At 67.5% G+C, this 12,700-nt stretch carries 14 protein-coding genes; 3 read left to right on the top strand and 11 right to left on the bottom strand.

Going from position 1 to position 12,700, the window contains the following annotated elements:
- Positions 1-70: 70 nt before the first annotated feature.
- Positions 71-874, bottom strand: coding sequence for a DUF1365 domain-containing protein (locus tag I7X18_RS05860; RefSeq protein ID WP_404822717.1), 804 nt, complete (start codon positions 872-874; stop codon positions 71-73).
- 49 nt (positions 875-923) lie between these two features.
- On the opposite strand from I7X18_RS05860, the gene I7X18_RS05865 reads away from it, so the two are divergent.
- Together I7X18_RS05865 and I7X18_RS05870 are read left to right on the top strand one after the other, a co-directional pair.
- The gene (locus I7X18_RS05865; RefSeq protein WP_193044126.1) at positions 924-2,531 is read left to right on the top strand and encodes an amidohydrolase; all 1,608 of its coding nucleotides are present in this window, start codon (positions 924-926) and stop codon (positions 2,529-2,531) included.
- 11 nt (positions 2,532-2,542) lie between these two features.
- Entirely contained in the window at positions 2,543-3,919 is a 1,377-nt protein-coding gene (locus I7X18_RS05870) for an APC family permease (RefSeq protein WP_193044125.1), read from the top strand.
- Here the strand turns inward: I7X18_RS05870 and I7X18_RS05875 are convergent.
- The 10 genes from I7X18_RS05875 to I7X18_RS05920 form a co-directional block, all read right to left on the bottom strand.
- Positions 3,901-4,974: a poly-gamma-glutamate hydrolase family protein gene (locus tag I7X18_RS05875; RefSeq protein ID WP_193044124.1), complete on the bottom strand. Its 1,074-nt coding sequence runs from the start codon at positions 4,972-4,974 to the stop codon at positions 3,901-3,903. The genes I7X18_RS05870 and I7X18_RS05875 overlap by 19 nt on opposite strands.
- Complete coding sequence (locus I7X18_RS05880; protein WP_193044123.1) at positions 4,975-6,204, bottom strand: Nramp family divalent metal transporter; 1,230 nt, start codon at positions 6,202-6,204, stop codon at positions 4,975-4,977.
- Positions 6,205-6,312: 108 nt separating this feature from the next.
- Positions 6,313-6,537 (bottom strand): hypothetical protein, encoded by a 225-nt coding sequence (locus I7X18_RS05885; protein ID WP_193044122.1) that lies wholly within the window; start codon positions 6,535-6,537, stop codon positions 6,313-6,315.
- A 34-nt stretch (positions 6,538-6,571) separates the two neighbouring features.
- The gene (locus tag I7X18_RS05890) at positions 6,572-6,817 is read right to left on the bottom strand and encodes a hypothetical protein (protein WP_193044121.1); all 246 of its coding nucleotides are present in this window, start codon (positions 6,815-6,817) and stop codon (positions 6,572-6,574) included.
- A gap of 10 nt (positions 6,818-6,827) precedes the next feature.
- A complete protein-coding gene (locus I7X18_RS05895) occupies positions 6,828-7,103 on the bottom strand; it encodes a hypothetical protein (protein WP_193044120.1) in 276 nt (91 codons plus the stop codon).
- A 26-nt stretch (positions 7,104-7,129) separates the two neighbouring features.
- Entirely contained in the window at positions 7,130-8,203 is a 1,074-nt protein-coding gene (locus I7X18_RS05900; RefSeq protein ID WP_193044119.1) for an NAD(P)H-dependent amine dehydrogenase family protein, read from the bottom strand.
- Positions 8,204-8,213: 10 nt separating this feature from the next.
- Positions 8,214-9,005 (bottom strand): SDR family oxidoreductase, encoded by a 792-nt coding sequence (locus tag I7X18_RS05905; RefSeq protein ID WP_193044956.1) that lies wholly within the window; start codon positions 9,003-9,005, stop codon positions 8,214-8,216.
- 150 nt (positions 9,006-9,155) lie between these two features.
- Complete coding sequence (gene ku, locus I7X18_RS05910; protein WP_193044118.1) at positions 9,156-10,115, bottom strand: non-homologous end joining protein Ku; 960 nt, start codon at positions 10,113-10,115, stop codon at positions 9,156-9,158.
- Positions 10,073-10,639, bottom strand: coding sequence for a histone-like nucleoid-structuring protein Lsr2 (locus tag I7X18_RS30065; RefSeq protein WP_193044117.1), 567 nt, complete (start codon positions 10,637-10,639; stop codon positions 10,073-10,075). Before I7X18_RS30065 ends, ku begins: the two co-directional genes overlap by 43 nt.
- A complete protein-coding gene (locus I7X18_RS05920) occupies positions 10,605-11,996 on the bottom strand; it encodes a hypothetical protein (protein WP_193044116.1) in 1,392 nt (463 codons plus the stop codon). Before I7X18_RS05920 ends, I7X18_RS30065 begins: the two co-directional genes overlap by 35 nt.
- Before the next feature lie 197 nt (positions 11,997-12,193).
- Here I7X18_RS05920 and I7X18_RS05925 point away from each other — a divergent pair, with 197 nt between their 5' ends.
- Positions 12,194-12,337 carry a hypothetical protein gene (locus I7X18_RS05925; RefSeq protein ID WP_193044115.1) on the top strand — a complete coding sequence of 48 codons (144 nt, stop codon included), beginning with the start codon at positions 12,194-12,196 and terminating at the stop codon, positions 12,335-12,337.
- Positions 12,338-12,700 lie beyond the last annotated feature (363 nt).

The following is a 12,700-nucleotide window of genomic DNA, read 5'->3' on the forward strand; positions in this document are numbered from 1 at the left end:
GGCCATCCCCGGATGCGGTGCCTGGAATAGACTGTCCCGCAACCGATTCGGTGAAGAGCTGCGTCTCTGCTCACGAATGCGCCACGCTCGCGGCCCGGATTTCCGGCCTGCCGACGGCCGGCCGGGGTGTCACGGGCACCCGGCGCGCGCGCAGGATCAGCCCCTGCACCCGCAGGCTCAGCGCACTCATCAGCGGTGCGATCGGCTTGGTCATCTGAAGCCGAAGCACCTGGGCGAGGGTCGCCGGCCGGCCGGTGCCGCGCAGGGTGCCGACGATCGCCGGCTGGTTGTCGCGGTGCAACGAGATCGTCACGTCGAGCTCGCCGTCCGGCCGCGGCGCCCGCACCAGGTAGTACCCGTCCATACCGTTGAACGGAGAGGCGTAGAACCGCTTGCGGACCATCGCGGGGTTGGGGCCGTCCGGCGGGATCACGTACGCATGCCACTCGCCGTGGGTGTTGTGCACCTCGGCGATCACGTGCCGCAGCGCGCCGTGGGCGTCGTGACACCAGTACAGGCTCAGCGGATTGAACGTGTAGCCGAGCACCCGCGGTTGCAGCAGCGCGGTGATGCGGCCGCCACCGAGGTCGATGCCGCGGCCGGCCAGGAAGGTGTCGACGCGCGCCCGCAGGGTGTCGCCCGCGTTCCCGTCGAAGTGGTCGCCGGCCTCGAACCGGGCGAACGGCGCAACCCAGCGGGGCAGCCGCGGCAGCGCGTCGAGGTCGACGTACCAGCTGTAGCTGTTGAGCTCGAAGTAGTGGTGCACGGGAGCCCGGCGCAGGTGGGTGACGCGGGTCCGGTACAGCGCGGGCGTCGTGTCGACGGGTCCGGTGACCACCGCGGCCGCTGCGTCGACGGCAGATTTCGTTTCCACGATCGTTATTCGGAGCCGACTGCCGTAAGGATGGTTATAGTTCCCAGCCGTGGCAGCGACCTTATTCCGCAACGGCACCATCTGGACCGGCACGTCCGAACCCGACACCGAGGCGCTGCTGGTGGTCGACGGCGCGGTCGCTGCGATCGGCAACGAAGCCACCGCCTACACGGCCGACCAAGAGATCGACCTCGACGGCGGATTCCTGATGCCCTCGTTCGGTGACGGCCACGCCCATCCGCTCCTCGGTGGACTCGAGGAGGTGGGCCCGCCGGTCCGCGGCTGCGGTTCGGTGGATGAAATCGTCGAAGCGGTGCGCGGATACGCCGAGGCGCATCCGGAGGCCGACTGGATCGTCGGCGCCTCTTACGACGGCAGCCTCGCCGAGGGCGGACTGTTCGACGCGCGCTGGCTCGACGCGGCGGTTCCGGACCGTCCGGTGGTGTTGCGGGCGTGGGATTACCACACCGTGTGGTGCAACTCGGTGGCCCTGCAGCGCGCCGGCATCACCGCCGACACCCCCGACCCGGCGCTGGGTGAGATCCCGCACCGCGCGGACGGGTCGGTGCTCGGGACCCTGCGCGAGTGGGGCGCTGTCGACCTCGTCACCGCGGTGATGCCCGAACGCGACGAGGACATCCGGGTGGCCGCGCTGGGGACCGCCGCCGACTACTACCTCGCCCGCGGGGTCACCTGGGTGCAGGACGCCTGGGTCGAGCCGGGCGACGTCGACACCTACCTTGCCGCCGCCCGCCGCGACGCGTTGCGGATGCGGTTCAACCTGGCGCTCTACGCCGATCCCCGCCACTTCGACACCCAGCTGCCGCAGTACGCCGAGGCGCGCCGGCGCGTCGAGGAGCTGGCCGCCCCGATGCTGACCGCGCAGACCGTGAAGTTCTTCGCCGACGGCGTGGTGGAGAACGAGACCGGCGCGCTGCTCGAGGCGTACTGCTCCGGACTGCACAACCACGGGATGACGGTCTGGGAGGGCGACTCGCTGGCCGAGTCCGTGTGCCGGGTCGACGAACTCGGCTTCCAGATCCACGTCCACGCGATCGGGGACGCCGCGGTGCGCCAGGCGCTCGACGCCATCGAACACACCATCAGGGTCAACGGTCCACGGGATCGCCGGCCCGTCATCGCCCACGCCCAGCTCGTCGACGACGCCGACATCGACCGGTTCGCGCGGCTCGGCGTGATCGCCAACATGCAGCCGCTGTGGGCGCAGCTCGATCCGCTGATGACGGTGCTGACCGTGCCGCGCCTCGGTCAGCAACGCTCGGACCGGCAGTACCGCATGCGCACTCTCGACCAGGCCGACGTGCTGGCGTTCGGCTCGGACTGGCCGGTGTCCTCGGGCGCCCCGCTCGACGGCATCGCCGTGGCGGCGTCGCGGCGCACCGCCGCCGGCACACCGGAGGGCGGCTGGACCCCGGCGGAGATCGTTCCCGTCGAGCGGGCCATGCGTGCCTACACCGCGGGCGTGGCGCGCCAGGCGTTCGCCGAGCAGCGGTGGGGCCGGCTCACTCCCGGCGCCAGTGCCGACCTGGTGTGGTTGAGCGCCGACCCGCGATCCACACCGGCGCTGGAGATTCCCGCGATCGAGGTACGCGGAACGTGTCTCGGAGGCAAGCTCATAGGGCCGTCGGGCCGCTGAAGGGAGTCTCCATGTCATCGACCACACCCCTGCACCCACCTGTGGGCGAGGGTGAGGGCCAGCTGCGCCGTGTCCTCGGCGTGCCCTCGCTGGTGTTGTTCGGCCTGGTGTACATGGTGCCGCTCACCGTGTTCACCACCTACGGGATCGTCACGGTCGAGTCCGGTGGCCGCGTGCCGCTGGCCTACGTGGTGACGCTGGTGGCGATGATCTTCACCGCGCGGTCGTACGCCCGCATGGCCTACGCGTACCCGGTCGCCGGATCGGCGTACGCCTACACGCAGAAGACCTTCGGCGCACCCATCGGCTTCCTGGCGGGCTGGTCGCTGCTGCTGGACTACCTGTTCCTGCCGATGCTGAACTACCTCGTCATCGGCCTCTACCTCAACGAGGCGGTGCCCGCCATCCCGCAGTGGGCGATCGTGGTGGTCACCATCGTGATCGTCACGGTGCTCAACATCGTCGGAATCGTGTCGGTAGCGCGGGCCAACATGCTCATCATCGCGATCCAAGCGGTGTTCATCGCGGTGTTCCTCGTCATGACGGTCGCCACGCTCTCGGGATCGGGCCAGGTCGACGTGATGGCGCCGTTCCGCGGTGACGGCACCGCGGGCGGACTGGGGCCGGTGTTGGCGGGGGCGGCGATCCTGTGCTTGTCGTTCCTCGGATTCGACGCGGTCTCAACGCTTTCCGAGGAGGCCAAGGATGCGCGGCGCGACGTGCCGAAGGCCATCATGCTGGCCACCGTCATCTGCGGCGTGCTGTTCGTGATCCTGTCGTACGCGTCGCAGGTGGTGTTCCCGTCCAACGCCTTCGAGAGCGTGGACACGGGTTCGGTGGACGTCATGACCGCTGCCGGTGGCGCATTCCTGTCGGCGTTCTTCACCGCCGCATACGTCGCCGGGGCGCTGGGTTCGGCGCTGACGTCGCAGGCGTCGGTGGCGCGCATCGTGTACGCGATGGGCCGCGACGGTGTGCTGCCGCGCAAGGTGTTCGGGCACGTCTCGGTGAAGTTCAGCACGCCGACGTGGGCCATCCTGGTGATCTCGGTCATCTCGCTGGCGGCGCTCGTCATCGACCTGGCGATCCTGGCCTCGGTGGTGAGCTTCGGTGCGCTGGTGGCGTTCTCGGCGGTCAACCTGACGGTGGTCAAGCACTACTTCGTCGATGCCGGCGAGAAGAACGTGCTCAACAACCTGGTCCTGCCCCTGGTCGGCTTCGCGCTGACGGTGTGGCTGTGGACCAGCCTTTCGGGTGAGGCGCTGACGATCGGGCTGATCTGGCTGGCAATCGGTTTCGGGTGGCTGCTCGTCGTCACCCGCGGCTTCAGCCGTCCGACGCCGGTCCTCGACCTCGAGGACCTACCGGCTCAGCCGGCGGCGAAGTAGGTCTTCGCGGCTGCGGCCAATCCCTGGACGAGCGCCGAGGTGGCGGGGGACAGGCCGTCCTCGCCCGGGAGCGGGCTGCGCGGGCTCAGGCCGCGCACCCGGGAGGTCAGCTCGAGTTGGGTTCCACCGGCACGCATCCGGTTGACCGGGTTGTCGGCGTGCAGCCCGCGCAGTTCCGGCGGGATGGCGTCCAGGTCGGTGATCACCCGGTATCCGGGGATGTCGATGTGGGCGGCCAGATGCGCGGCCAGCGCCCGGTTGCGCCCGCCGGCCAGCAGTTCGGTGCTGCGCCCGATGCGGCCGTAACCGTGCAGAGAGACCGCCACGTCGACATGGTCGAGGAATGCCGCGAGCTGCGCCGACTCGTCGGCCAGATACCGCGCCGACGGCAGATGGTAGGGGTACTGCTCGGGGTGGCGCACCACGTACACCGAGGCGCCGGCCACCTCGGCGGCGCGTTCGGCGATCACGTCGGTCATCTGCTCGAGCCCGCCGCCGTGGATGGCCAGGAACCCGAAGCGCGACCGCAGTACGCTGTGCTCGATCACCGCGGGGTCGGCGAGCAGCTCTGAGAGTGTCTGCGGCCCTGCCGAATTCGAACTCTGCGGGCGGTGCGGCCAGTGCATCGGATCCCAGCGCCTGAGGAATTCGACCCAACGGTGCGGCAGACCGTGGTGCAGGGCGCCGTCGATGATGCGGTCCAGATAGCCCGGTCGCGGTGGGCCCGGTTCGACGCGGTGGTCGATGTACACCCACGCCGGCGCCGGACCCTCGTCGGTGTGCACGGTGAGCCGGTCCCGGCGGTAGCGCACCGGAACGCCTTCGGCGCTGTCGAGCGTGGCGAGGTCGTGGTCGGACACCTGCCACAACACCCCGTGCACCTCGGCGCCGTGGAGCGGTTCGACGGTGGCCACGCCGCGTTCGTTGATCAGCCAGTCGTGGTGGGACAGGGTGGCCGGACGCGGGTCGACGGCGTCGGGGCAGCGCTGCGCCATCTGCCGCACGCACAGGTTGGACCCGTACGCGAAGTAGGCGTGACGACGATCGCGCAGCATTCAGCCTGTCACGGTCAGATAGATGAGCACCACATTCAGCAGACTAATCAATCCTGCGACGGCCCACCCCAGCGTGGTGGTGACGCGGTGATTGACGTCGGCGCCCATCAGGGCCCGGTCACTGGTCAGCCGGATGAGCGGGATGAGCGCGAACGGGATGCCGAAGGACAGCACGACCTGCGACAGCACCAGGGCCCGGGTCGGGTCGACACCGATGGCGAGGATCACCAGGGCGGGAACGAGCGTGACGAGGCGACGCAGCAACAGGGGATAGGACCGGCGCAGTAGACCGCCCATGATCATCGCGCCCGCGTAGGCGCCCACCGATGTCGACGCCAGGCCGGATGCCAGCAGGCCGATCGCGAAACACAGCGCGACCGTGGGGCCCAGCGTCTGCTGCACCGCGGCGTGCGCGCCCTCGAGGGTGTCGGTGTCGGACATGCCCTGCAGATTGGTGGCCGCGACCAGCAGCATCGCCATGTTCACCGCGCCGGCGATCAGCATCGCCAACCCCACGTCGATCCGCGTGGCCTTGAGCAGCGTGCGCCTTCGGGGGCCGGCATCGGGGTGGCCGTGGCGGTCGCGGGCGAGGCCGGAATGCAGGTAGACCGCGTGCGGCATCACCGTCGCACCCAGCATCGCCGTCGCCAGCAGCACGCTCTCGGCGCCGTCGAACCGCGGAAGAAGGCCGCCGACGACGTCGGCGACGGCGGGTGGCTCGACGAACACACTCGTCAGGAAGCCGATCGCGATGACCAGCAGCAGGCCGGTGATCACCCGCTCGAACATCCGCTGGCCGCGCCAATTCTGCACCGCGAGCAAGGCGAGCGACACCGCGCCCGTGATGACCCCGCCGACCAGCAGCGGCAGGTCGAACAGCAGGTACAACGCGATCGCGCCGCCGACGACCTCGGCGAGATCGGTGGCGACGGCGACCAGTTCGGCCTGCAGCCAGTAGGCGATGCGCGTCGGCGTCCGGGCGCGGTCGGCGACCGACTCGGGCAGCGAGCGGCCGGTGACCAGCCCGAGTTTCGCCGACAGGTACTGCACCAGGCCGGCCATCACGTTGGCCAACACGATGACCCAGACGAGCAGGAATCCGAACTGGGCGCCGGCGCTGACGTTGGCCGCGACGTTGCCCGGATCCACATAGGCGATCGCGGCCACGAACGCCGGCCCGAGCAGCAGCCACGTCGGCCTCGCGCGTCGTTCCTCGATGTCCGGCAGCACCCGGCTTTTCCTTCCTGCGGAGCAGCGAATAGAAAAGTTAGGTTAGCCGAAAATCTGCGGACCAAACGCACGACCCCCGACCGCTGCGTGGTGCGGTGTCCGTTGCCGTCAGAACACGAAGGGGAATATGCCGAACCCCCAGAACGGGAAGCCGTAGTTGATATCGGGGGGTGTGGTGACGATCTGACTGCTGCCACCGGTCTGGCACTGCGTGGTACGCGGACTGGTGTTCACGCACTCGGGCAGAGCTGCGGCTGCAGGTGCCGTCACGATGGCCGCGCCGGTGAGCGCGAGAGCAGAAAGTGCTGTGGCCGTGGATAATCCGATGTTCATCGGAGCCTCCTGGTACGGCCAGTCGGCGTGGTGGCTACCAGCCGAAGACCAGCGCCGGGCCGTAGTAGTAGTCGTTCCACGGGTACAGAAAGTTGGTCTGCCCCGGGGAGGTGACGATCTGTGTGTTGCCCGGCGAACTGCACTGTGTCGTGGTGCCGCCGATGCCGGTTTCGCCGGTGGTGACGCAGTTGGGTTGGGCGCCCGCGGAGGGCGCCATGAGGACCGCCGCACCGATGCCCACTGCGAGGGCGACGGGCGCAAGGCCGAAAGTCCTGTTCACGTGTTCCCTTCTAACCCCAGTCGACAACCGTGGCGGCACCGTAGAACGGGTCGCCGAACGGGTAGATGTAAGTGCTCTGGTTGTGGATGTCCTGTGGCTGCGTGGCGAACTGGGTGTCCCATGGCGGGCAGGTAACGCCTTCTCCCAGGGCGTTGGGGGCCACGTTGAGGCACTTGCCGTCGTCGTCGCCACTGGGCTGGGCGACGGCAACCGGGGCGGCGAGGATCGCGCCGACCGCGCCGGCAGCCACGGCGAATGGGGTGAGGTAGCGCAGAGTGGTCCGCATAGCCACGTCCTTCACTAGGGTGTCCGCTAACAGCCAGCGTACAGCCCTTTCCCGGTCAGAAGGGGCAAGTCGAGCGTCGTTCGTATGCCCGATTCTGCAGCGACAACGGCGGGAATGGCGTTGACGATGCGCGCCGCCGTCGCCACCAGTCCTGCGCGGTTGTGGTCGCCGTTCGGACTGCTCTGGCAAAGGTCGAGGGCGTAGGTCGGTTCACCGGTGATCTCGATCCGGTACGAGCCGCCCGGTTGCGCGGGCTGCGGCCAGTCCGGGCACAGGTCTTCGCGCAGCCGGGTGACGTGTTCGAGCACCACCGCGGCCCTACCGCCGCACATGCCGCGGACCTCGAAACGCAGTGCGGCGGCAGTGCCTTGGGCGATCGGCCCGGACGCGATCTCGAAATCATCCGGGGCGGGCTCACGCACGTAGGTCTCGGTGACCTCGTCGAGTTCGATGCCCAGCCCGGCGGCGAGCTGGCGGACCACCGAACCCCACGCCAGGCTGAGCACACCCGGTTGCAGCAGAATGGGGAGGTCGTCGAGCGGCTTGCCGAACCCCATGACGTCGAACATGACCGTCGGGCTGTCGTAGGTGGCGTAGTCGACGATCTCCATGCAGCGGATCTGGTCGATGCGCTGGCAGGTCCCGGCAAGCGCCAGCGGCAGCAGATCGTTGGCGAAGCCGGGATCAATGCCGCCGACGAAGAGGCTGGAACCGCCGGTGCGGGTGGCCTCCTCGATCGGGGCGATCAACTCCTCGGGCAGCACCTGCCACGGATACTGGAGGAACACCGGCCCGCTGCCGACCATGTTGATCCCCGCCGACAGGATCCGCCGGTAGTCCTCGAGCGCCTCCGGCAACCGGTTGTCGGCCATCGCGGTGTAGACCGCACACTCCGGCTGGGCAGCCAACACCTCGTCCAGATCGGTGGTGGCCGTGATGCCGGTGGGCTCGGACAGGCCGACGAGCTCTGCGGCGTCATTACCGGCCTTGGCCGGCGACGACACCCACACGCCGGTCAATTCGAACTGCGGGTCGTTGATGAGCTGGGTGAGCGCATGGGTGCCGACGTTGCCGGTGCCGATCTGAGCGACGCGAATCACCGTGAGTCTCCTAGAGGTCCGGGAAGGGCATGTCGAGGTTCGGGAACGTCAGCCCGCCGTCGACTTCGAGGGTCTTGCCGGTCAGGTAGCTCCCAGCCGGTGACGCGAGGTACACCGCGGCGGCGGCGATGTCCTCGGGCTCGCCGAGCCGGCGCATCGGGGTCGCCGTCTCCATCGGCACGCGCAGGTCGTCGTTGCTGGCCACGATGTCGAGTGCGGAGGTCAGGATGGAGCCGGGTGCGATCGCGTTGACCCGGATCCGCGGGCAGAGGTCGAGCGCGGCGAGGCGGGTGTAGTGGGCGAGTGCGGCCTTGGCGGTGCCGTATGCCGCGAAGCCGCGCCCGGCGACCCGGCCCATCGTCGAGGTGATGTTGATGATGCTGCCGCCGCCGGAATGCTCGAGCATCAGCGGTACGGCCGCGGTCGTCAACGCGTGGGCGGTGGCGACGTTGAAGGTGAACGCGTCTTTGAGGTCCTTCGCCGAGGTGTCGGTCAGCGCCGCCGGCATGGTGCCGCCGACGTTGTTGACGACGATGTCTAGTTTCCCGAACGCCTCGACCGCGGCGGTAGCGAGTTGCGCCGTCGACTCCGGGTGCGCGAGGTCTGCGACGATGACGTGGGCCTGCCTGCCGGTGGCCCGGATCTGCTCGGCGACCTCGTCGAGTTGGGACTGCGTGCGGGCCGCGATCACCACGTCCGCACCGGCTTCGGCGAACGCCAACGCGATGGCGGCACCCAGTCCGCGGCCTGCGCCCGTGACGGTCGCGACCTGTCCGTCGAGCCGGAATCTGTCCAGGATCACCTCTGACCTTCCTTTCACCGGGCGTCACCGTAGCAAGGGCGGGCGGGTGTGATGAGGCGATCCTGCAACACGTTCTCATTGCCCTCGTTCGTGACCTGACGGCGGAAAGGCGCGCGATTTCCCGCCACCTGGTTACAAACGCGGAGCGGTCTACTTCTTGGCGGCAGCCTTCTTCGCTGCGGTCTTCTTGGCCGGTGCCTTCTTCGCTGCGGCCTTCTTCGCGGGTGCCTTCTTGGCAGCGGTCTTCTTCGCCGGCTCGTCGTCGGAGTCGTCAGAGTCGTCTGAGTCGTCTGAGTCGTCTGAGTCGGAGCTTCCGCCCGAGCGCCGCGCCTTCACACTGGCCTCCAGCTTTGCCAGCAGATCGGACACGTCCTCGGTCTCGTCGAGTTCGGTCGGCTGCTCCTCGACGGCGAACGCGTCACCACCTTCGAGCTTGGCCGACACCAGCTCGCGCAGCTGATCCTGATAGTCGTCGTGATAGCGGTCCGGGTTGAAGTCGTCGGTCATCGACTCGACCACCTGACCGGCCATCTTCAACTCGGCCGGTTTGATCTCGACTTCCTTGTCCAGCACCGGGAAATCGGGGTCGCGGATCTCGTCGGGCCACAGCAGCGTGTGGATCATCATCACGTCACGCTTGCTGAAATCCTTGACGCGCAGCGCGGCCAACCGGGTCTTGTTGCGCAACGCGAAGTGCACAATCGCCACCCGATCAGTCTCCGACAGCGTCTTGGCAAGCAGCACATACGATTTCGACGATTTGCCGTCGGGTTCGAGAAAGTAGCTGCGGTCGTACATCAGTGGGTCCAGATCGCTGGCCGGAACGAATTCGAGGACCTCGATCTCACGGCTGCGTTCCTCCGGCAGCGTGGAGATGTCCTCGTCGGTGATGATCACCATCTGACCGTCGTCGGATTCGAAGGCCTTGGCGATGTCGCGGTATTCCACGACCTCGCCGCAGACCTCGCAGGTCCGCTTGTAGCGGATGCGCCCGTTGTCCTTCTCGTGGACCTGGTGGAACTTGATGTCATGGTCTTCGGTCGCGCTGTAGACCTTGACCGGTACGTTCACCAGGCCGAAGGCGATCGAACCTTTCCAGATGGACCGCATACGCCCAGTATGGCCCACCGCGATGGCAGAAGCGGTTCACCAACGCACGCGGCGGTGTACGCGTCCACGACATGGCGGGGGATTCGGCCGTGCACTGCGACGCCGTATCCGTTGAGTCGAGCCCACGCGCGAATCGCCGCTCGGTGCTCTCTAGCCGAGGCCCGGCGTGGCATCGCGTTGATCGGGCGACGACGCGTGCGGCGGTCGCCGGTTCGTCTGGCGGCGTCGATCCATGGCTGTAGTTCGGCGCGCAGCCGTGATGCGTTCGCTGCCGACAACACAATCTCGTACGAGTTGCCGTCGAGTTCGAACCGCACTGTCTCGTGATCGAAGGAGAACCCGTCGAGGCCATCGACGACGGTAGAAGTCTGTGCCGACAACCTCTGTCCCCCAATCTGATTGGCCACGGGGAGTGGCAGTGGTGCGCTCGGTTTGCCGAACGGTCCTCCTCCCGACAGGCGGGAGGAGGACCGACCATGCTGGCATGGGTCAGCTGTCGCCGTCGCCGCCGTCGCCGCCGTCATCGCCCGTATCGTTGCCGCCGCCGTCGTTGCCGGCGCCACCTGCCGTGCCGCCACCGGTGTTGGAATCGGCGGTCTTCTTGGTACCGGCGCCGCTGCGGCCGGTGAGCCTATCGATCGCGCCACCGATGCGCTTCTCGACGCTCCTGATCTGCTGCCCCGCCCGTTCGACCGCATTCTGGAAGCCCTTATGCAGATTCTGGCTGGGCCGCACCTTCCCGGGCTTGATCGTCTCGCCGGCTTCCACGTCCGCCTCCCCCGAGCCCTCGTCGACCTCCGTCACCGTGGTCACCACCTCGGTGCCGCCCTCCTCGGTGACGCCGAGGCCGTCAACGTCGGTGTTCGCGGCCGGAATGCCGCCCTGCGGTTCTGGTGTCGTGCCGTCCGCCGGGGTCTGGACATCCTCCGTGCTGACCGTGATTGTCTGGCCCTCGTCGGCAATGCTGTTGGCCTCCGGCAAGCCTTCCCCCGCTTCGGGATCGCCGGCGATGCGCTGCTCAGCAGTGCTGAGAGGCGCTGGCGGCGTTATCGCGTCGGCGATTGCCTGCCGAATTGCGAGGACGAATCCGATGGGCCCGGCACCCAGCGTCCCGAACACGGCATTGGGGGTGAGGAGGCCCGGTGCCGGAACGACGAGCAGTGGCGGGCCGTATCCGCCGTTCAACAATCCGTCGATGATCACGCCGGGAGCGTTGACGATTGCGTCGGCCACCGCGCCTATATCGCCGGCGGCCACACCGTCGAGCACGCCCTGGATAGCGGTTCCGCTTGCGCCGACAGTGCTAAGTAGCGGACCGAATGCCGCGACGGCCCCGCCGAGAATCGCACCCCCGAGGACTTGCTGAACAACGTTGTTGATGTTGCCTGACGCCGTGATGATCGGCAGGAGGGCGGCGCCGAGGCCGACGAAAGCAGGTAGTGCGGCGACTGTTGTCGGGATCGACAGCAGTGTGTTCAGGGCTGTCTCGACATCGCCCTCGGCGAGAGCGGCGAACGCCGTTTCCAGCAGCAAGGGAACCTGCTGGGTAAGGATGGGCACGAGCCCCTCGGCCACCTGCTCGAGCGCGCCGGCGATCAGCTCTGCGTTGGCAAGCTGGTTGTCGAAGACCTGCGAGAGGATCGGCGTCGGATTGGCCAGGAATATGTCGACGAGGGCACCGACGTTGTCCGCGGATTCTGCGAATAGGGCGGCGTAGAAGTCGATCGGATTCACCACCAGGTCGACGGCAGCCGACGAGGTGGCGACCGCGGGAACCTTGATATCCGCCGGTGTGATCGGGCTGACCGGGCTGAGGGCGATGGCGCTGGCTCCGACGAGCGACACCCCCGCCGTGACATAAGGACGCAGAGTTGCGTGCATAGACGACCCCTTGGTTGCTGTGATGTTGGACACAGCGCAACGTACCTGAGACGAGGCTGAACAATTGCGAGTTTCGCAAACTGCCACTCGGTACTGGCGGGTAGCGAAGCTCCTTGCAAGCGGATCTAATCGACGTAGCTGATCATGAAAGTGAAAGGTCTAAACCAGCAAATTGACCAGCACGGAAAAGTAGTTGCATGAGCAAGCTTGTGGTGCTGAACTGTAACGAGTTCTCGACGTTGCTGGGCTCAGCTCATACCCCCAGCACCATGGGTTTAATCAAGATCGACAGGCAGCCTGTCTTTGCGAACTGGCTCGCCGCCCTACGGTTCATTGCCTGATCTGCCATCGGGTCGAAACTGTGGAACGTCACCGCCGAACCCTGATCTGCCGATTGTCGATGGCGGCTGCAGACTTCGCCGACTGGTTGGTCAGGGGCATCGGCGCGGCGGTCCGGGCGGGCTCTACCGACCGCACAGCAAATTGATCAAGCAACAATGCGCGAGCGAAGTAGCGGACGAATTGCTGCTTAGCGCAAATACGGCCCTTACGGCCTCCTATAGCCCTCATCTGCGCGGCCGCCGCACTGATGAGATGTCAGGAATTCACCTCGACACCGGCGCAAGAACATGCTGTCGACAGGACGTTCCGCGAACTGCGCTGCGAGCGTGCCCTACCGCAGCACGAAGCGGAAGATGGCCGTG

The organism is Mycolicibacterium baixiangningiae (assembly GCF_016313185.1).
Taxonomy (GTDB): domain Bacteria; phylum Actinomycetota; class Actinomycetes; order Mycobacteriales; family Mycobacteriaceae; genus Mycobacterium; species Mycobacterium baixiangningiae.